18 protein-coding genes and 2 pseudogenes are annotated in these 18,692 nt (G+C 39.9%); all 20 read right to left on the reverse strand.

The window, feature by feature from the left end:
- Positions 1 to 133: 133 nt before the first annotated feature.
- The gene (locus CCY97_RS06900; protein ID WP_112064745.1) at positions 134 to 421 is read right to left on the reverse strand and encodes a hypothetical protein; all 288 of its coding nucleotides are present in this window, start codon (positions 419 to 421) and stop codon (positions 134 to 136) included.
- Between the two features lie 108 nt (positions 422 to 529).
- Complete coding sequence (gene acnB, locus CCY97_RS06905; protein ID WP_258457088.1) at positions 530 to 3,151, reverse strand: bifunctional aconitate hydratase 2/2-methylisocitrate dehydratase; 2,622 nt, start codon at positions 3,149 to 3,151, stop codon at positions 530 to 532.
- 109 nt (positions 3,152 to 3,260) lie between these two features.
- Positions 3,261 to 4,223 (reverse strand): TIGR01212 family radical SAM protein, encoded by a 963-nt coding sequence (locus tag CCY97_RS06910; RefSeq protein WP_112064747.1) that lies wholly within the window; start codon positions 4,221 to 4,223, stop codon positions 3,261 to 3,263.
- A 154-nt stretch (positions 4,224 to 4,377) separates the two neighbouring features.
- The gene (locus CCY97_RS06915; RefSeq protein ID WP_112064748.1) at positions 4,378 to 4,911 is read right to left on the reverse strand and encodes an adenylyl-sulfate kinase; all 534 of its coding nucleotides are present in this window, start codon (positions 4,909 to 4,911) and stop codon (positions 4,378 to 4,380) included.
- The gene (locus CCY97_RS06920) at positions 4,904 to 5,713 is read right to left on the reverse strand and encodes a 3'(2'),5'-bisphosphate nucleotidase CysQ (RefSeq protein WP_258457089.1); all 810 of its coding nucleotides are present in this window, start codon (positions 5,711 to 5,713) and stop codon (positions 4,904 to 4,906) included. The genes CCY97_RS06915 and CCY97_RS06920 overlap by 8 nt, the downstream gene beginning before the upstream one ends.
- 14 nt (positions 5,714 to 5,727) lie before the next feature.
- Complete coding sequence (locus CCY97_RS06925) at positions 5,728 to 6,477, reverse strand: phosphocholine cytidylyltransferase family protein (protein ID WP_112064749.1); 750 nt, start codon at positions 6,475 to 6,477, stop codon at positions 5,728 to 5,730.
- Positions 6,474 to 7,112: a gamma-glutamyl-CDP-amidate hydrolase gene (locus tag CCY97_RS06930; RefSeq protein WP_112064750.1), complete on the reverse strand. Its 639-nt coding sequence runs from the start codon at positions 7,110 to 7,112 to the stop codon at positions 6,474 to 6,476. The genes CCY97_RS06925 and CCY97_RS06930 overlap by 4 nt, the downstream gene beginning before the upstream one ends.
- On the reverse strand, positions 7,109 to 9,592 hold the full coding sequence (locus tag CCY97_RS06935; RefSeq protein WP_112064751.1) for a PEP-utilizing enzyme: 2,484 nt from the start codon (positions 9,590 to 9,592) through the stop codon (positions 7,109 to 7,111). The genes CCY97_RS06930 and CCY97_RS06935 overlap by 4 nt, the downstream gene beginning before the upstream one ends.
- Positions 9,589 to 10,402 (reverse strand): annotated as a pseudogene (locus CCY97_RS06940) (class I SAM-dependent methyltransferase). The gene CCY97_RS06935 and the pseudogene CCY97_RS06940 overlap by 4 nt, the downstream one beginning before the upstream one ends.
- Positions 10,403 to 10,417: 15 nt before the next feature.
- Entirely contained in the window at positions 10,418 to 11,197 is a 780-nt protein-coding gene (locus CCY97_RS06945; protein ID WP_112064752.1) for a class I SAM-dependent methyltransferase, read from the reverse strand.
- Between the two features lie 9 nt (positions 11,198 to 11,206).
- A complete protein-coding gene (locus CCY97_RS06950; protein WP_146744522.1) occupies positions 11,207 to 11,590 on the reverse strand; it encodes a hypothetical protein in 384 nt (127 codons plus the stop codon).
- A 205-nt stretch (positions 11,591 to 11,795) separates the two neighbouring features.
- A complete protein-coding gene (locus tag CCY97_RS06955; RefSeq protein WP_146744523.1) occupies positions 11,796 to 12,518 on the reverse strand; it encodes a hypothetical protein in 723 nt (240 codons plus the stop codon).
- A gap of 34 nt (positions 12,519 to 12,552) precedes the next feature.
- Positions 12,553 to 12,897 carry a 50S ribosomal protein L20 gene (gene rplT, locus CCY97_RS06960; protein WP_112064755.1) on the reverse strand — a complete coding sequence of 115 codons (345 nt, stop codon included), beginning with the start codon at positions 12,895 to 12,897 and terminating at the stop codon, positions 12,553 to 12,555.
- Positions 12,898 to 12,992: 95 nt separating this feature from the next.
- Positions 12,993 to 13,187 carry a 50S ribosomal protein L35 gene (gene rpmI, locus CCY97_RS06965; RefSeq protein ID WP_112064756.1) on the reverse strand — a complete coding sequence of 65 codons (195 nt, stop codon included), beginning with the start codon at positions 13,185 to 13,187 and terminating at the stop codon, positions 12,993 to 12,995.
- A 27-nt stretch (positions 13,188 to 13,214) separates the two neighbouring features.
- A complete protein-coding gene (infC, locus tag CCY97_RS06970; RefSeq protein WP_112064757.1) occupies positions 13,215 to 13,733 on the reverse strand; it encodes a translation initiation factor IF-3 in 519 nt (172 codons plus the stop codon).
- Positions 13,730 to 15,469, reverse strand: a pseudogene (gene thrS / locus CCY97_RS06975) (threonine--tRNA ligase); the annotation flags it as partial. The gene infC and the pseudogene thrS, both read right to left, overlap by 4 nt.
- 95 nt (positions 15,470 to 15,564) lie before the next feature.
- Positions 15,565 to 16,131 (reverse strand): ribosome recycling factor, encoded by a 567-nt coding sequence (gene frr, locus CCY97_RS06980; protein ID WP_112064759.1) that lies wholly within the window; start codon positions 16,129 to 16,131, stop codon positions 15,565 to 15,567.
- Positions 16,128 to 16,532 carry a preprotein translocase subunit SecG gene (secG, locus tag CCY97_RS06985; RefSeq protein ID WP_112064760.1) on the reverse strand — a complete coding sequence of 135 codons (405 nt, stop codon included), beginning with the start codon at positions 16,530 to 16,532 and terminating at the stop codon, positions 16,128 to 16,130. The genes frr and secG overlap by 4 nt, the downstream gene beginning before the upstream one ends.
- An 81-nt stretch (positions 16,533 to 16,613) precedes the next feature.
- The gene (locus CCY97_RS06990) at positions 16,614 to 17,699 is read right to left on the reverse strand and encodes an Mrp/NBP35 family ATP-binding protein (RefSeq protein ID WP_181562859.1); all 1,086 of its coding nucleotides are present in this window, start codon (positions 17,697 to 17,699) and stop codon (positions 16,614 to 16,616) included.
- Positions 17,700 to 17,771: 72 nt separating this feature from the next.
- On the reverse strand, positions 17,772 to 18,689 hold the full coding sequence (locus CCY97_RS06995) for a methionyl-tRNA formyltransferase (RefSeq protein WP_112064761.1): 918 nt from the start codon (positions 18,687 to 18,689) through the stop codon (positions 17,772 to 17,774).
- Positions 18,690 to 18,692: the final 3 nt, after the last annotated feature.

The raw sequence follows: 18,692 nt of genomic DNA on the forward strand, positions 1-18,692 counted from the left end.
TTTGGATGAAAGGTTTTATATAACATTTAACTACAACACTACCTTTAACTCTAAGCTTACACAGCATACTGGTTATATGAAGTTGAATTTTATGTGGTAGGGAGAAGACTAAAGTTATGTGGTAGATAGAAGACTAAAGAAATCTAGATCTCTTTAGTCTTTTCTTATTAAACACTTCACTCACAAAACACTCTGGCTGATCAGATTCTAAAGAATCAAAGCAAAATCTTGCGACTTCACTAAGCGTGGTAGGAGGTTGTAGGTAATACAGCAAATCTTGCGACTTCTTCACTAAGCTAGGAGCTACTCCTAGCTTTTGTATTTCTCTCTTTTCTCTCTTCTCTCTTGAAACAATCCCCTCTAGAAACTGATGGATTCTAAAAAACTCGATGCATCTAGCTTTTTTTGATTGAAGTGGCATAGGATTAGGTTTAATGTACAGCAATGTTTATATATCCAAAGCATCTCAATCTATGAGAGATACTTTGGATAGTGAGGATTTGATAACTAGGAGCGTTTGGAGTAAGTCTTAGAGACTAAAATTTGGAATCTTGTCAAAATTCAAGTAGCTATAGATTTGTTCGTTCTTGCCTTGCAGTTTGTTTGGCATAAGCTCTAAATACTCTTGGACACTTGGCAATCTTCCCAGAACCGCACATACTCCACCAAGTTCTGCACTACCTAGATACACTTGTGCTCCCTTACCCATACGATTATCAAAATTTCTTGTGGAAGTAGAGAATACCACTGCGTTATCACGCACACGAGCTTGATTACCCATACATAGACTACAACCTGGGGCTTCTAACCTCGCACCTGCAGCGCCAAATACAGAAAAATACCCCTCTTTTGTGAGTTCTTTTTCATCCATCTTGGTAGGCGGAGCTATCCAAATTTGTGTTTTGGATTGGCCTTCATTTTTGACTATCTCACCAAATGCACGGAAATGCCCTATATTCGTCATACAACTGCCTATAAAAACCTCATCGATATTTTTTGGGCGTTTAGAATCGCTAAGTATCTCGCTTAAAGTTGCCACATCATCAGGATCGTTTGGACATGCCAAGATAGGTTCTTTTATCTCAGCAAGGTTGATTTCAATCACTGCTGCGTACTCAGCATCAGAATCTGGCTCTAATAACACAGGATTTGCAATCCACTCTTTCATCTTATCTGCACGTCTTTGCAGGGTTTTTTTATCTTTATACCCTTCCTTGATCATTGATTCAATAAGTACGATATTTGACTGTAAATATTCGATGATAGGTTCTTTATTCAGTCGCACGCTACATGCAGCCGCACTTCTTTCTGCGCTGGCATCACTTAGCTCGAAAGCTTGTTCAACTTTCAAGTCGCCTAAACCCTCGATTTCAAGTATTCTGCCACTAAAGATATTTTTCTTACCTTTTTTCTCTACGGTTAATAATCCCTGCTTGATAGCGTAGTAGGGTATGGCATTGACAAGATCGCGGAGGGTGATACCCGGATTGAGTTTACCACTAAAACGCACAAGCACAGATTCTGGCATATCTAATGGCATGCTACCTGTAACGGCTGCAAATGCCACAAGTCCGCTTCCTGCAGGAAATGAGATCCCAATGGGGAATCGCGTATGAGAATCCCCACCTGTACCAAGCGTATCAGGCAAACAGAATCTATTGAGCCATGAGTGGATTACACCATCTTTAGGGTGTAAGCTCACACCGCCTTTTGATGAGATAAAATCAGGCAGCGTAGCATGCAGGCTTACATCAGCAGGCTTAGGATATGCAGCGGTATGACAAAAGCTCTGCATCACAAAATCTGCTCCGAAATTTATCGCAGCAAGCTCTTTGATCTCATCTCTAGTCATAGCACCTGTGGTATCTTGGCTGCCCACGGTTGTGGTCTTTGGCTCGCAGTATGTGCCTGGTCGTATGCCTTCAACACCACAGGCGCGTCCAACGATTTTTTGCGCAAGAGTATAACCACAAGCTTTGCTTATAGGATCTTTTGGTCTTTTGAACACCTCACTTGGTGGGAGATTGAGAAATTTTCTCGCTTTATTAGTTAGATCTCTTCCAATAATAAGCGGGATTCTCCCTCCGGTTCGAAATTCATCGCTTAAAGTTACTGGGTTTAGTTCAAAATTTGCAATTACCTTGCCTTCTTTTTTGATAGCGCCCTCTTTGGTGTGTATCTCGATGATATCCCCCTCATTTAACGATCTGACATCAACCACTATTGGCAATGCTCCAGAATCCTGGCAAGTATTGAAAAATATAGGTGCTATAACGCTTCCTAAGACGATTGCCCCGCCTCTTTTATTTGGGATATATGGAATCTCATTGCCAAAATGCCACATAATCGAATTGCAAGCAGATTTTCTCGAGCTACCTGTGCCTACAACATCACCAGTATATGCTACTTGCGCATTGTGTTTCTGAGCTATTTGCTTGATATTTTGGATTCTTTGTTCGTAATTTTCTATACGCACCTTAAGCATAGCTTTAGCATGTAGAGGAATATCACTTCTTGTAAATGCATCGCTTGCAGGACTGAGATCATCAGTGTTTGTTTCACCATCAATCTTAAAGATGCATACCTTTAAGATTTCTGGTAATTCTGGTTTGCTCAAAAACCACTCTGCCTCAGCCCAAGAAAGTAAAACTTCCTTTGCGAGTGGATTTGTTTGGCTGAGCTTAGCGATAGTGTCAAAATTGCTGTAAAGCAAAAGTGTGTGTTTGAGTCCTTGCGCACAGATCTTTGCAAGGTTTGTATCCTGAAGGCTTAGTCCTTCTATGAGTGGCATTACATTATAACCTCCAAGCATTGTGCCCAAATAAGTAGCGGCTTCCTGGGGGCTAAAAACTTGGGTTTTGCCACTTTGTAAAATCTCAGCTAGAAATTCTGCCTTAAGCTTTGCACTATCATCAACACCCGGACTAACGCGATGAATCAAAAGATCCTTAACAAAAGCTTTTTGCTCATCACTGGATTCTGTGCTTTTACAGATTGCAATTGCATTTTGGGTTTGCTCTTTTGTTAGTGGAAGCGGTGGGATGCCTTCTTGTTGTCTTTGTGCTTTGGCCTGATTATACTGCGTAATAAACTGCGCGAACTGCTCTTGTGTGCCTGTACTCATTACTTGCTCCTCCCGTAAAATTTTCATAGAAAGCGCTTTCATTATATGGCAAAGAAGTTAATTTTTATTTTACTTGAATCAAAGATTGCAGAGACGGAGGAAGAAGAGTAAATACAAAAAATCCGACTTAATCCTCTTAATACTCAATCCCCTCTTCTCTCAACTTATCGCGGATATAACGCATTTGGATATTTTTATCAAAACACCACTTTGGTGCTAGCAAAGTCTCATCGTGTGCGCCTGCGCTTATACGTTGGACTACAACACTTGGTGGAATCTTCTTTAATGATTGGACAATAAGATCGCTAAAGGTTTCGAGCTTGATTGGAGTGTATTCTCCAGCTCGAAACATCTGCGCTAATCTCGTACCAGCAATCACATACATCGGGTGGATTTTGATACCATCAATCCCCCAAGCAATCACAGAATCTAATGTATGCAGCATCATAGATTCATCCTCACCTGGCAAGCCATAGATAATATGTGCACAGACTTTAATCCCATGCTGACGCGTTTTAGAGAATAATTCCTGCGCACCTTCAATCCCATGCCCACGATTTGTAATCTCCAATGTTTTGTTATAGACAGATTGGATTCCATACTCCAGCCAAATCTCTTTGCCCAATTTGACATAAGAACCCAATAAATCTAGCAGCTCATCACCCACACAATCAATACGCGTCCCAATACTTAGCCCCACGACATTAGGCAAACCCAAAGCACAATCATAAAGCGCTTTTAATGTATCAAAAGGTGCATAAGTGTTGGTATAAGACTGGAAATAAACAAGGTACTTGCCTATGCCAAATTTTTCATTATGGAAGTTTGAATGCCATGCAAACTGCTCTTTAAGCTGCTCAAGCTGCTTTGGCAAAAGCGGGTTATGGGTAAGTGAGAAATTCATTTTCACAGGACTAGCCTTGCTGATTTTTATGAGGCTTGGCGAGAAAGATTCATTCTCACAATAAATGCAGCCACCTTTTGCGACGCTACCATCAATATTTGGACAAGTAAAGCCCTGCAAGGAAATTGGAATCTTGCGCACACGCGAACCAAAATGCCTTCTAAAATATCTGCCTACAGTAAGAACAACACGCAAGATTATCCTTTGAACAAATTTCAAGCGTGCATACTAGCAAGTTTGAGTAATCAGTTTGGATTCCAAACCCCATAAACACTCATCCTTCTTGAACGCGAAGAAGCCAATGTTTAACGCCAACAGAGCATACAAAGCTTTACATTTTCTACTCTACCTATAAAGACACGGATGGTATAAACAAAGGCGGCAGGGATTTTAGAATCTGTTGTACTTTGGAATCTAAGTCATTACATAAGTGATTGTTGATGCACAGATGTGGAGTTGGCTTGTCAAAATCCAAATCAACCCCTACAACGTTTTCTATCTCACCTTTAAGCGCTTGAGTATAAAGTCCTTTTTGATCACGCGCTATAAGCTCTTGCATTGGACATTCAATATAGATCTCAAAATAATTTTGTATATGCGAGCGGTTGTATGCATACACTTCATTGAACATAGAAACAGTACTCACCACACATACGATTCCCTGATTTGAAAGAAAATTTGCAATCTTTGCACGCTTTAGCGCCACGTCTATACGACCTTCTCTATCATAACTTGTTGCTCCTAGAATCTCACGCAGCAAATCACCATCGATATACACAATATTTGGTATCTGCTTATGTAAAGACTGATACAATGCCTTTCCTATCGTACTTTTTCCACTCCCAGAAAGCCCTGTAAGCCATATTACAAGTCCCTTATCCATTTACTAAAAACTCCTTGTAAATCATCCCATTGACTGCAGCCTTGCTAAAAGCTACAAAATAATTGTTTTTGAGACTCTCTTTGTTATATGCCAACCTGCATTTACTCACATAATCAAGAACCACCCCGCCACTTTCAAAAAGGATAATATCCCCTGCCGCACTATCCCATTCTTTGCTGCCAGTAAAACGCGGATAAATATAAGCATGCCCACTTGCAAGCATACAGAATTTTAAGCTTGCTCCTAATGGCTTGGAATCCAAATAGTAGCGCTGTATAAAATCCCTGCTCTCCTGTGTATTGTGAAAATTTGAAGTCAAAGCAATATAAGAGGGTATTTGGGAAGTTTTGAGGCTTTGTAGTGTTTTGTTTTGGAAATCACACAAAGTATAGACACCGCAACCTTTAGCAGCACAATACAACTTCTCTAACATAGGCGCATAAATCACACCTAAAATTGGCTGTGTTATATGATGTCTTTGCTCCATAAGAGCAATGTTTATACACCACTGACCATTTTGCGCTAGAAAGTCCTTGCTACCATCCAAAGGATCAATGAGCCAGTAATACTCCAAATCCTTGCGCACCTTATACTCCAGCTCTGCTTCCTCGGATACTACAGGCACTCTCAAAATCCCCGTAAGCTCTTCGCATAAGATTCTATGGCTTTGTAAATCTGCTTCTGTAAGAGGCGAACTGTCATCTTTTAGGACAAACTCTATCTGTCCATGCAGTCCCAAGACCACATCGCCTGCTCTAAGACTTGATTGCACAGCCAAAAGCATCAGATTCTTCAAATCCATACAGCTCCTTTGTGTTATTGCTCCAAATCACTGAGGTTATCTATCTCTAGCCACCACCATATATTTTTGACACAATGTGCTCTAAATCCTGCATCAATAAGTGCCTGCAAAAAACTTGTCATATACATATTGTCAAAATCCTTGCCATCATAAAGCACATTTCTATCCAGCTTCTTATAAAACTCCAAGATTTTAGGCAAAAACTTTGCGCTAAAGCGAAAAAGACCCATATACTGACCTTCTATCTGTTCTATACTCTGTGGTTTTTTGCCAAGCTCTATGATGTATTCGCCATCGAGTTTGAGAGTTTCTGCATCACTGAGAATATCTGCAAATCTTTTCTCCCACAAATCCTGCCAGCCCATATCAACAGCAATGGCAAAATCCTTCTTACAACCAACCAAAGACCTTATAATCTCTTGTGAATAGATAATATCTGCATAAGAAATCAACACATCTTCTTTGTCATCTATGCACTTTTGTAAAAACTCATATGCGCAAAAAAGTGTGGTAACCATATTTGTGCGGGCAAAATTCGTATTTTGATAGATATGGCAGATACCTTGCCCTCTTGCATATTCTTTGATGGTATCAAACAAATATCCTCCAACAATGCCAATCTCACCAATACCTGCTTCGCGCAGGGCTTGTAATTCATAATCTAAGATCTTTGCTCCCTTATATTCGACAAGACATTTGGGAGTATTTTGTGTGAGCGGCATAAGCCGTGAGCCGAATCCAGCAGCCAAGATAAGCGCTTTCATAATCGCCTCTTTTTTAGAGAATCTAGCCACAAATCTAATATATGTCTGTTTTCTAATCCTTTTTCTCTTTCGATATGCCACATCACTCCAAAGATAGCCAAACTCCTATGTCTAAAAGATTCTATACTTAAATCCTGCGCCTCTGCTAAAGCGATAAGTTCTTGACCTAGCTCATCTATACAATAGCGATGGTAAGAGTTTGTAAGAAAATCTTGAGAATCTCGCAAGTCCTTTAATGTGTGAAGTCCCACATGTCCATCGCATTGTCTCAGAGTTGAATCAAAATATCGTGCAATAATTTGTGCCCCACGACACACTCCTAAGAGTGGCAAAAAGTTAGTAATGCAATATTTTATGATCGTATGTTCATACGCATCGCGCATTTTTGAGAGAGAATCATCACAGAACTCTGACAAATCATTCCCGCCACTTAAAATTACCCCACACAAATCCTGAGCATAAGAAGCAAAAGGAATATTGTAATCTAGCACCAAAGGCAGATAGGAGTAAAACACACCATCTTTAGAATCTGTATCTGCGATAAATAACTTCCCCCAATCAAGTGCTAAAGCCTCTCGTACCTCATTGTATTGGCTGTGTAAAAGAAGTCTTGGAGTGATTCCAATATATCTCATAGGCAGATTACCTGTTCACTTGCACATTCTAAGCGGATAGTATGAGAATCTTTGTAGCGAGCAAAAGCCTCCTCCCCTACACCGATAACCGCTGGAAGTCCCAGTTCTGCTGCGCGTATTGCCATATGTGAGTTTGCCCCGCCATAGCAAGTAATAAACCCTCCAATATCCTGTGTGAATAAAAAGTCAAACCCAGGATCCGCTGAGGGAATAAGCACAATTTTATTTCTTAGCTTCTCATACAATGTGCAATCTCTATCCATAGCAAAATCTAATACAAAGACTTCTGCCATAACACTTTTTTGCGTAATAAAATTTGGCGTGATACTTGAGAGATAAAAGCTAAAAATATCATCTCCGTGCGTGATAAGTGCAGGAAGTTTAAGTGTGCTTGTGATAGCAAACTCCAGTTTATGTGCCTGTATTTCATCTAAAAAGCGCTCTTTTGGACTGTCTTTATAGAGACTTGAATACAGTGAAAGAATGCTCTTAATATCCAAATGCGCCATATCTGCAACTGCTATACCAAGAGAATCTCCTAATTCTCTGATAAGTTTTAAAGCAAGGGAAAGGAGTTTGGAAAACTCAAACTTTACAATCTCTCTGCCTTCAAGCGCGGATTTAAAAAATACAAAAAGCTCATTCGCGCTGATTTCTAGGCCATTTTCTCGCAAGATTCTCTCAAGCTTGTGCATTCTTGTTTTATCTAAATGGAATGCCTTCCGCACAGATTTTGTAGCTTTGGGATTTATTCCATAACGCACACCAAAATAGCTCTCAAATGCCTCATCATATCGAGGTGAGAGGATATTATAACTTCCGGCACGCAAATGGCCGTATTTGGCTAAAAATTGTGATTTTCGACTCTCATAAGATTCTTGTGTGTCTGCTTGCAATACAAAATCCAAGTCCGCACTCAGCTTTTTGCTCACAGTATTCAAAGACGTAAGAAACTCCATCTTTTCTTCCAAACTTATAAAGCCAATTTCAACCAGAGATTGCAACATCTGCATCGCCACAAAAGCAGCTCTTGCAATCCCTGCAAAAGGCAGTGTACCAAAGCGTTTGCAATCCTCTATGCACCAATAGATTCTGTCATAGAGAGGCAGATTTGCATTCACAATGCTTTCATAGCGCGACTTAAGCTCATCAACCTTTGCAAGATCTTTCAAATAAAGCCCACGCAAAGGATTGATAATAGAATTTGTAAGATCAAGGAGAGAGAATTCTATACGTTTTAATTCGTTGGCATTAAAGCCATGTGTAAGCAATGAAGAGAGTTTATGTGTGATATTAAGGTCATAGCAAGAAAACACTACACTAAACTCAATCTTGTCGTGGAGCTGAGGATTATCTGCTAGCACGCTCACATAATAATCCACAAGTTTTCTTGCAATATCCTCATCAAGACTTTTGGGAATAAAAGAATTAAACGAAAGTCGCACATCAATATAACCCATACCAAGAAAAGAATGCATAAGCGGGTGGGAATATAGATTACGATAGCCATAGTTATCGCGCTGGTATGCCCAGATATTGTCTGTAATAATCTCCTTATACAAACTCAGTGCCAGTCTCTTAGGCTTTAGTCCAATGATCTCAGCAGGATTCCAATCAGGCATCACACCAAAAATCGTGCGATTGCCTAGCACATAAGGATGAGGTGCACTCAAGGCATTGATTCTTTTTGCAAGTCGCTCTAATGCACGCTTAGGCAAAGCAGGAAGTGCAAGAGAGCTACTGATAGGAGTATTTTGGATTTTGTGTGCAAGCACCAATGGACGCACCTGAAGGCAATAAAGCCTATAGCGCTCTTTATCCTTGCTAAAGGCAAATTCCACATCCAAATAATGACATCCAAACAAGCCTTCTATCTCATACATCATCTCCATAACACGCAGCATCAAGCTTCGTTCTGTTTGTGTTATATAACCTGGCATTACAGAGCTTGGAAGCTTATCTGTACCACCATTTAAATCCCATCGATAATGGCAAAAATTGCGCAGATTTGCCTTCAGTCCGCTTGTGACAGAATCATTTGATCCGCTACAATCATAGCTTATACAAAAATATGGCGCACCACTATCCTTATCGACACTAAAAGCCACACCACACATTGCAATAGATTCTAGCATCGGCTGGATAAGCACCTCATCATCAGAGCTAGGCATTGAGTTGGCTACCTTTTGGATAGCTTCCCATACTGCTAATGTATCCTTCACACATACATTAGCTACACTCTCAAAAGCCCCTGCATTAGATGAATTGCAAGTATCCTCGTTCAAAGAACTAGAGCGGATAATGATCTTTTGGCTTCCAAATGCATACAGAGAATCTAAAAGAGCACTTCTTTCTTCCTCACTTTTGATTCCACTTGGCTTTATGCTTACCAAAGGCAAAATCTCTGCTTTTGTGAGCAGATTAGAGAGCATTACAAGATTCTGTGCTTTAGTAGAAAACTCAAGCGTACCCGTGATCATCTTGCTCTAGCACTCCAAGTTCTTGTGGTATACAAAATACCAAACTGGCTTGGTAGGCTATGTCTCATAGAATAAACAATCTTTTCAAAAATCTCATTGCCCTCTTTGGTTTGCAAATCCCAATAGGGATTTTTCACACTTTTCCACGCCAAAATATAATTCTCTAAAGTCTGGTGGAAGACAAAATCCTCCTCTGTGTAGATAATATTCTCAAACAAATCCCTATGCTCTTCTATCTTGCTTCTTTGCTCCTCTCGTCTCACCCCACGAGTATATTCTGGCACGATACGCAAGATAACTTCCTCAGCCATCTCTTGTATAGGATCATGTAAATTCCTGTGATTCCACATACAGCTAAATAAACCACCTTGTTTCAAAAGTCTGTGCGTTTCTTTCAAGGCTTCATCTCTATCAAGAACATTAAAGCTTGATCCAAAAGTCACCCAATCAAAACTATGAGAGCTAAGACCAGTATCTAGCCCACCAGCTCGTATCCACTTGATAGCTTGTTGCTTTGTGCGCTCTATGCCAATCTCTCTCATCGCATCATTTGGCTCTACTGCCACCACTTCACAGCCCCTTTCTAAAAGCATAATGCTAAGATTCCCGGTTCCAGCACCTATATCTGCTACTTTCAAAGGAGTATTACCCCCCCCCCGTATCAGTTTGTTTATATAAATCTTTTGCAGTTTTAAGCAGCATATCTATCGTTGCTGGTGCATAGTTTGGGCGGTATTCGTAAAACTTCGCATGGCTTGTGTAATCCCAATGATTTTGGACTAATTTCTCTCGTGTTTTGATCTCTTGCATTTTTCACTCCTTGTACTAAGATTGATGTGTAATTTTTTGCGCACTCCATGCACGGATTTTGTATGGAATCTCAATCAGAGCTAACCCTGCTATTTTTTGCTCTATCATTTTTAAAATCTCTTGCCATCTCACTTCTCCAGCTTGTGCTTGTATATCATTGACAGAATGCCAAACCCCCATATAGCGAGACTTATCCATAATCTCTACATAATCGCACTCCATAAAAAAGCAATCTTTAAAATGCCCAGTGCTTATGAGGACTTCTTCGTATTTCTTTGCATTTTGACTCCCGCTTGAGACTCTTTGTAGCTCTGGTACTATGCGCTTAATCTCTGATTCGATTTCATAAAACACAGAATCTTCTTTGATATTGCGCGGATTCCACAGAGCACTAAAATACCCTTGAGGTTTGAGAATCCTCGCAAACTCAGGCAGTGACTTACTAGGATCAGTCCAGTGGAATGAACTTGCCATCACCACCCAATCATATGATCCACTCTCCAGCAAAGTGTCTTCACCACTCCCCTCACGCCAGATAATAGGACAAGACTGAGTGTAAGCAATGCCTTCATTTCTCATATTTTGATTTGGTTCTACACAAGTAAGCTTCAATCCAAAATTTGCAAGCATTTTGCTCAACTTCCCAGTCCCCGCGCCAATCTCTGCTACACAAAAAGAATGCATTGGCAAATCCTGCGCTTTGACACAGGCAATAAGCTTCTCTAATAAGAAAGCACTATATGCAGGGCGATTGTGGTAATACTTCGCCACTTGAGTGAAATCTCCTTGTTTCATTGCTTCTCCTTATACAAGATCAAAATAGGATAGAAATTTTTTGGTATGGATAAACTCATCTAAAATAAGTGGAATATCTCGCTTTAAGATTGTAAGCTCACTATCAATCTTATGTGCAAGTTCTTTGGCATAAGGCTTGTCAGCAAGCAGTGTTGCTAATATTTTGTCTTCATCAAATTGGTATTTTTTGTGGGTTTCTAAACACTTGAATACATAATCAAAATAGGCTGATACTTTAAGTTCCAAACCCTGAAGATAAGAGGGTGAAAGCAGGGAGGGTATAGGCTCAAGACTAGCGAGTATCAATGGATATTCCTGGTATTCCTTGACACTCAAGGTCTTGATTGGATAGTAGATTTTTACAGGAAGTCTTTTTTGGGTGATTTGTCTCATATCTACTTCTTGGATACTGTACCCATTAAAGCGAGAAGGTGTAGATACAACAAACAATCTCTTTTCATATTTAAAGACATACGGGAAACATCGTGGAAAAAGCGAACCTTTGATAACAGATTCTTGTAATGAATTGATTTGAGAAAAGCAGTCTTTGTAGAAATGTCTGGAATATCTTGGATTATTTAGAGCTTGTGAGTGAGTATTATCCCCCCCCCCTATTTATATTGTCTGAAACACAATTAGCCCTTGAGAGCTCTTGAAAATCTGGAATCTGATAGCCAAATTTCCTCACAAAAGATTCCAATGTCTGTGGCATACCATCCTCACCAATATCACGCATACGCAAATAATGCACCTCGCTTGTGATATGTTCGACCAAAAGTCGCTGCGAAGTGAAGTAAAACATCAAATGACTAATGTTATCGATTACCTCAAAAAGCATTCTGTCAGCATCTTTTTGACTATGTAGCAATGAGATAGCATGAAACATAGTGACATTAATATTGCTTTTGATTACAGAAATAGGATCACGAATCAACTGATAGAGTGGGACTTTTTTATCCAATGTCTTAAAAACAGACGGTGCATAGGTATTAATTGGGAACTTATCTAGGATCAACCCATCACAAGAATGCTTGCTGAAGCCATTAAATTTACGCCAAAACACAAAAGGACGGATTATCTCATAGCTAAATACTTCACAAGGTTTAGCATAAATAAAATCAAGATAATGTTTAAAAGCAGCTAGTCCTAGACCATGTCCACCAAGTATGATGTATTTGTAATTTTGTGGATGGGGAATAAAGTTTGTAAGAGTAAAAAGTTTATTGGCAAACGGGAGCTTATCCCAAAAAAGCCCCCAACGCCTACCAATAATCATTCTGCACATAGTTTTTATCTTACGCAACATCACAGACAGTAGCAAACACGACTCCTTTTTATACTATCTACTCAAACCTCTATTTGATAACGCTCTTTAAGAGCTTCTCAAATGATGTATTATCATTCATCGCCATATCTGCTAGGACTTTCCTATCAAGCTGGATATTTGCGACTTTAAGCGCATGCATAAATTTTGAGTAGCTCATTCCATAAATCCTGCAAGCTGCATTGATTCTAGTAATCCACAATCTCCTGAAATCGCGCTTTTTACGTTTTCTATCACGAAATGCATAGCAAAGGCTACGCTCTAGCTGCTCTTTTGCTTTCCTAAAATGTTTCCTACGGCCGCTATAAAAACCGCGCGCTAATTTTAGAATCTTCTTATGTCGTCGTCGTCTTACAACGCCTGTTTTTACTCTCATAAATTTCTCCTTTACCTTTTTTATTACTTGAGGTGTGGGCTTTTGCCAACTTTCCCTTTATGCAAACACATCGCAATAAAGGGGAGCTTAGATTCTCATGCCATGCAAAGCAATTTTTTCACAGAATCAACATTGGTCTTATGTACATAATGTGGGCTATTGATATTGGCTTTACGCTTTGGTGATTTCTTGGTCAAGATGTGACTTTTAAAAGCACTGCCGCGTTTGATAGCATTTTTCTTGGTTTTAAAACGCTTTGCTGCACCACGATTTGTTTTCATCTTTGGCATTTGTATTCTCCTTTCATAAAGTTAGTTCTAATGCTTCTCTTTCTTGCGAGGCACATATAATACATTCAGATAACGTCCCTCTAACTTAGGCTCTTTCTCTGCTACTGCCACAGATTCAATCATAGGCATAATTTTACGTAGGGTATCCATACCAGCATCAGGTATGCTGAGCTCACGCTGTTTTAAAAATACCTTAAAACGCACATGTTTGCCAGATTCTAAAAATGCAATAGCGTGTTTGACTTTGTAGTTAATGTCATTTTGTGCAATCTGGGTTGAGAGCTTGATTTCTTTGATTTCAATCTGTTTTTGTTTTTTCTTAGCTTCTTTTTGACGCTTCTCTTGATGATAGCGGAATTTACCATAATCCATAATCTTGCATACAGGTGGATTAGCATTTGGAGAGATAAGTACCAAGTCTAAATCCTGACTTACTGCTAACTCTAAAGCCTCTCTAGAGCTAATAATCCCATGCACAACACCATTTTCACCGATACAACGCACTTCTTTGAAGTTAATCTCTTCATTCAATAACTCTTTATTCAAAAACGGACCTCACTCAATCTGGTTTGTAGCATTTTGATAAATTCCTCCTCACTCAAGTTGTATTGTTCCCTTATACTTCTATCACGTACTGAGAGGATCTTATCCTCTATTTCTTTATCACCAACGACTACAATTAGTGGAATATGCTGTTTCTCGGCTGTGCGAATTCTCTTTGCTAACGTCTCATTTTTATCAAGAACCTCAACATATGCGCTAGATCGTGTAACAATCCTTTGGCGCAAAGCTAGGGCGTAGTGTGTATGAGCCTGCGTAATTGGGATGAGACAAACTTGAGTAGGAGCGATGAAAAGCGGAAATTCGCCAGCATAATGCTCTATCAAAATCGCAATGAATCTTTCAAAGCTTCCCAAAATCGCGCGATGAATCATAATGGGTGTCTTTGGTAGATTATCCTCATCTGTATAGCTTAATCCAAAGCGTGAAGGAAGATTCATATCAATCTGGATCGTCCCACACTGCCACTTACGCTTGAGTGCATCAGTGATTTTGATATCAATCTTTGGCCCATAAAATGCGCCACCACCCTCATCTATTTTGTAAGTGATTTTTTTGTCGTCCAAAGCCTTTTTGAGTGCTTGGGTAGCGCTCTCCCATACTTTATCACCACCTATAGACTTTTTAGGACGCGTGGATAGCTCCATCTCATAGCTGAAACCAAATATCTCCAAAATACTTTTCGTAAAATCAAGAATGTGAGCCACCTCAGATTCTATCTGAGATGATGTACAGAAAATATGTGCATCATCTTGAGTGAATTCTCTCACACGCAAAAGCCCATGCAATACGCCACTTTTCTCATGGCGATGCACCACACCATACTCATAAAAGCGCAGTGGTAAGTCCCGATAGCTTCGAGGGCTGTTTTGGTACACCTTGATATGTCCCACGCAATTCATAGGCTTTATACCATATTCGACCCCATCGATACTCGTAAAATACATATTTTCCTTATAGTTATCATAATGGCCACTTTTTTTCCATACTTCACTTTTGAGAATCTCTGGTCCTCGCACAGGCTCATAATCCCTGGCAATAAGCGCTTGTGTAAGCATAGATTCTATATTTCTGCGTAATCTCGCGCCTTTGGGCAGCCATATCGGTAAGCCAGCACCAACCTCATCATCAAAGCTAAAAAGCCCCATACTCACAGCGAGCTTCCTATGATCGCGCTTCTTTGCCTCTTCTATTTGGAAAAGATAGTCTTTTAGTGCTTCTTTGCTGCTAAAGGCAATGCCATAGATTCTATGCAACATCTGTGCGCTTTCATCGCCACCTAAATACGCACCAGAAAGCTTTGTAAGCTTAAAATGCTGCAAAAACTTTGTATTTGGTAGATGTGGGCCACGACACAGATCTTCAAAATCGCCTTGGGTATAGAAGCTAAATCTATCACCTTGTATCCTATCCATCACGGCTAGTTTGAGTTCATCATTTGCAAATCTTAGCGCCGCATCTTTTCTTGTAGTAGTGTATTTCGTGATAGGATAGGCTCTTTTGGCAATCTCTTTCATCTTGGATTCTATGATGGGCAAGTCATCTTCGCCTATTTTTTTCTCAGTCTTGAAGTCATAGTAAAAGCCTTCATCCACCACAGGACCTACAAAAAACTGCGCATCAGTATAAAGCTCTTTGATAGCTTGAGCCATCAAATGCGCACAAGAATGGCGCAAAATCTCTAGCGCAGATTCTGAATCATCATAGTAAATTGGCTCGCTATCTGGAACATGCTCTAGATTCTCCTCTTGAAGTGTGCAGAGATCATAGATTTTGTCACCAATTTTTTTGCCAATAAGATTTCGAGACTCCAATACTAAACCTTTAGGATTTCATCTTCTTTGAGTTTTAATGCATCGTCAATCTTTTTGACAAACTCATCGGTATATTTCTGGATACTAGTGTGAGCTTTTTTGGACTCATCTTCTGTGATTGTCTTTACCTTTTCTAGCTTCTTTAGTGTGTTGTTAGAATCTTGTCGGATATTACGGATTGCTACCCGAGCTTTTTCTGCCATAGCTTTGGCTTCTTTGGCGATTTCTAAACGCTGCTCTTTTGTCATAGGGGGAAAGCTCAGACAGATACATTCCCCGTCATTATTTGGAGTGACACCGATGTTTGCTTCTTGTAAGGCGCGCTCGATGTTTTTGAGCAGACTTTTATCCCATGGAGTGATGATGATAGTCGAGGCATCTTGAATCACGATAGAACTCATCTGCGACAAAGGGGTTAGCGTGCCATAATAGTCCGCTTTGATAGAATCTACACGCGAGCTAGAGACTCGTCCACTACGCAACATACCAAAATCTTTTTTAAGAGCTTGGAGAGATTTTTCCATGCTCTCCTGAGTAGAGTGAAAAATATTTGTTATCTCTTCGTTCATTGGATGATTCCTTGAGCTTTAGTACTATTAGTCTGAGTATTTGGCGTAGGTGGAACACTAGGAGCAAGTGGGGTGCTAGGAGCTTGTGGAATCAAAGGTGCACCAAAAGGATTCTCACTTGGTGTAATATCAAGTGGATTTGCAGGAGTGCTACTAAGATCATCTGTGAGACTTGTCTGCTTATTGTATAGATAACCAAGCGCAATGGTGTTAGCCAAAAATAGCAAACCTAAAACTACCGTTGCTTTTGCTAAAAATCCTGCCGGTCCCTTTGCACCAAACATACCATCATTGCTACTGCTATAAGATCCAAGCCCTAAGCTTGAACTTTTTTGCAACAACACAACAACCGTAATCAAAAACACTAAAACAATCTGAATGATCAGTAAAACAGACTCCATATATTGCTAATGCCTCTTTTTCATGCAAAATAAAGTCGGCGATTCTAACAAAACAAACTTTAAACAAAAGTAAGAATAAATCTAACGCGGTTGGATACTTGCATTGTCAGCCAATTTTTGTGAATCCACTTTTTGCAAAAATTCTACAAGTGTGCTGGCAGCTTTTAGGTAGCCTTGAGCACTTTTACTCTGAGGCTCAAAAAACACGATAGGTTTGCCCTCATCTCCACCTTCGCGGATTTTTGGCTCTAATGGTATTTGGGCAATAAGTGCGCTGCCATAGCTTTGAGCCAGAGAATCTACCGTACTTTTGCCAAAAATCTCATATTCATGCCCGCAGTTTGGGCAAACAAACACACTCATATTTTCGATAACACCTGCTATAGGGACATTAAGCTTGCTAAACATATCAAGTGATCGCGCAGAATCATCAAGACTTACTTTTTGGGGTGTTGTTACGACCACACCAGCACTTACAGGCACGCTTTGGGCGAAAGTAAGCTGAGCATCACCTGTACCAGGTGGCATATCAATCACAAGCACATCAAGCTCACTCCAAAGCACATCTGTAAGCATTTGTTCAATCGCTCTCATCACCATAGGACCACGCCATATAAGACTCTGCCCCTCATCATAGAGTACACCAATGCTTATCATCTCAATCCCATAGGCCCTGAGCGGAATAACCTTCTTGGCATTTTCATCGATAGCCGCCCTATTAGCATTCAAACCAAGCATACGAGGAATATTTGGACCATAAATATCTGCATCAAGCAACCCAACTTTCTTGCCCTGCTGCGCAAGCGCTATAGCGATATTAACGCTTGTTGTTGATTTGCCTACTCCGCCTTTGCCTGAGCTAATCATCACAAAATGCTTAATGTGTGGCGCAAGATTCTTGGTTTTGGGTTCTGGTTTTGGTGCAGGTTGTGGAGTTGAGATATTAATATTTGCATTTTTAATTCCATGTGGTTTAAGTGCGCGCAAAATGTCTTGCCCAAGCTTTGCAGTGATTTCACTTGAGCTAGAAGGAATACTAAGTGAAATACTTATTGGTTGAGTGCTTGTATCAATCTCTTTGACAAAGCCAAAACTTACAATGTCCTTTTGAAAATTGGGATAAATGACCTGCTTTAAGATGTCAAGAATCTGTTCTTTGTCCATCATTTCTCATCCTTTTAGTGTTGATTTTGAGGGCTTTCTTTTAACAAAAGATAGTTAATTGCATTTGATTCATACTTATACAAGCCTATCTCCTACCTTAAGGCGCATGCCTTGTAGATATGCCACTGCATCTATTTCCTTTTTACTTGGTGCTTGGATTCTCGTGATTTCTAGACTTCCTTTTTGACAACCCACCCGCACATAATCTTTTTGTATCTCAATAATCTCGCCGGAATCAAAACTTCCGCTTTCATCAAAATCTCTTATCTGACTTAACCTTAATTTGTTAGCAAGAAAGACTTTTGGCCATCTTTCATAAGCAAGGTATTTATAAAAAATCTCCTTTGCATCCATAAAATCTACCAAGCCATCTTCTTTCTTGATTTTTGTGCAATAAGTGGAATCACAGTGGCATTGCTTGAAAGGCACAATATCTAGCGTTTCTAAGACTTTAGCAAAGACTTGTGCACCAAGTACTGCTAATTCTTGCTCTAGCACACTAAATGTTTGTTGTGTGTTTTTCACAAAGCCAAACCCTAGCACTGCACCACTATCAAGCCCTTCCTCCATCTGCATTATACTCACACCAAAATGTTCAAAACCACAGAGAATCATCTCATGGATGGGGCTTGCACCACGCAAAAGCGGAAGTATAGAAGCATGGATATTAATACATTGCGTAACTTCCAAAATCTCTTTTGGCAAAATACGTCCATACGCGACAACCAACATCAAATCAACTCTAAGCGCACTTATAAGCTTAGAATCCAAAACTTCTGGCTGCAAAATAGGCAGACCCGATAAATGCGATAAAAAAAACTCTTTAGCCTCTGTAGGTTTTAGTAACATCTTTCGTCCGCTAGGCTTATCACATTGTGTAAGCAGACCGACTACTTCATAATCACGTATAAAACTATGGATCTGCAGCAGATTTGCAAATACCATGCTTGCAAATTTAGGAGTGCCAGCAAAGAGGATTCTGCGCTTTTTCATGCC

This window comes from Helicobacter sp. 10-6591 (assembly GCF_003288805.1).
GTDB lineage: Bacteria > Campylobacterota > Campylobacteria > Campylobacterales > Helicobacteraceae > Helicobacter_F.

Coding starts and splice junctions, on each gene's coding strand:
- CCY97_RS06925 (WP_112064749.1), bottom strand. CDS start 6,477: ATGAAAGCGCTTATCTTGGCTGCTGGATTCGGCTCACGGCTTATGCCG.
- CCY97_RS06920 (WP_258457089.1), bottom strand. CDS start 5,713: ATGGATTTGAAGAATCTGATGCTTTTGGCTGTGCAATCAAGTCTTAGA.
- CCY97_RS06995 (WP_112064761.1), bottom strand. CDS start 18,689: ATGAAAAAGCGCAGAATCCTCTTTGCTGGCACTCCTAAATTTGCAAGC.
- acnB (WP_258457088.1), bottom strand. CDS start 3,151: ATGAAAATTTTACGGGAGGAGCAAGTAATGAGTACAGGCACACAAGAG.
- CCY97_RS06935 (WP_112064751.1), bottom strand. CDS start 9,592: ATGATCACGGGTACGCTTGAGTTTTCTACTAAAGCACAGAATCTTGTA.
- rplT (WP_112064755.1), bottom strand. CDS start 12,897: ATGAGAGTAAAAACAGGCGTTGTAAGACGACGACGACATAAGAAGATT.
- CCY97_RS06990 (WP_181562859.1), bottom strand. CDS start 17,699: ATGATGGACAAAGAACAGATTCTTGACATCTTAAAGCAGGTCATTTAT.
- frr (WP_112064759.1), bottom strand. CDS start 16,131: ATGAACGAAGAGATAACAAATATTTTTCACTCTACTCAGGAGAGCATG.
- CCY97_RS06930 (WP_112064750.1), bottom strand. CDS start 7,112: ATGAGATATATTGGAATCACTCCAAGACTTCTTTTACACAGCCAATAC.
- CCY97_RS06915 (WP_112064748.1), bottom strand. CDS start 4,911: ATGGATAAGGGACTTGTAATATGGCTTACAGGGCTTTCTGGGAGTGGA.
- rpmI (WP_112064756.1), bottom strand. CDS start 13,187: ATGCCAAAGATGAAAACAAATCGTGGTGCAGCAAAGCGTTTTAAAACC.
- CCY97_RS06950 (WP_146744522.1), bottom strand. CDS start 11,590: ATGAGACAAATCACCCAAAAAAGACTTCCTGTAAAAATCTACTATCCA.
- CCY97_RS06945 (WP_112064752.1), bottom strand. CDS start 11,197: ATGAAACAAGGAGATTTCACTCAAGTGGCGAAGTATTACCACAATCGC.
- secG (WP_112064760.1), bottom strand. CDS start 16,532: ATGGAGTCTGTTTTACTGATCATTCAGATTGTTTTAGTGTTTTTGATT.
- CCY97_RS06900 (WP_112064745.1), bottom strand. CDS start 421: ATGCCACTTCAATCAAAAAAAGCTAGATGCATCGAGTTTTTTAGAATC.